This is a genomic window from Pseudomonas sp. 05N434, assembly GCF_056396965.1.
Window position 1 is genome coordinate 1 of record NZ_JBFTMK010000991.1, and the last position, 770, is coordinate 770.

The 770-nt window shown below is 62.2% G+C and carries 1 protein-coding gene; it reads left to right on the top strand.

Annotated features, from left to right (window positions below; genetic code table 11):
* On the top strand, positions 1-718 hold a 718-nt coding region (locus AC1DLB_RS31280), incomplete at its 5' end, for a glycosyltransferase (protein ID WP_477786439.1).
* Positions 719-770 lie beyond the last annotated feature (52 nt).

Genomic DNA, 770 nt, shown 5'->3' on the forward strand with positions numbered 1-770 from the left:
TGTCGAGGCTTATGTCAGCAAGCTCTACGGCAACTTCGACCGGGTTCTGGCGCCAAGCCAGGTCATGGCCGACAAACTGATCGGGTTGGGGGTGAAGAACGTTTTCGTACAGCCCTTGGGCGTCGACCTGCAAACGTTCAACCCCAGCGTTCGGGATCCAGGCCTGCGGGCCGAATTGGGCATCGATGAAAACACTCACCTGCTGATCTTCGCCGGCCGCGGCTCCAAGGAAAAAAACCTGCCGGTGCTGCTCAACTGCATGAAACGCCTGGGGCGTCGCTACCACTTGCTGCTGGTGGGCTCGTCGATGCCGACCCTGGTGCCGCGCAATGTCACCGTCCTCGATGAATTCTGCCCGGCAGCGCAAGTCGCACGCCTGATGGCCAGCGCCGACGCGCTGGTGCATGCCGGSGACCAGGAAACCTTTGGCCTGGTGGTTCTCGAAGCCATGGCCAGTGGCATTCCCGTGGTGGCCGTGGCGGCCGGGGCTTTCCAGGAGATTGTCACCGATCAATGCGGCTTGCTCTGCGCGCCGAACAATCCAGTGGCGATGGCCAACACCGTTCGCGAACTGTTCAGCCAAGGCAGCGCCGCGTTGGGCAAACAGGCCCGACGGCATGTCGAGCAACATTACGCCTGGGACACCGTGGTCCACAGCCTGCTGGGGCACTATCACGCCGTACTCGGCACGCAATGGCCGCTGATCGCCAATGGCTGAGCCCATGAACACACCCAGTCTGTTGTTGGTGCTACACGACGTTGCACCGCAG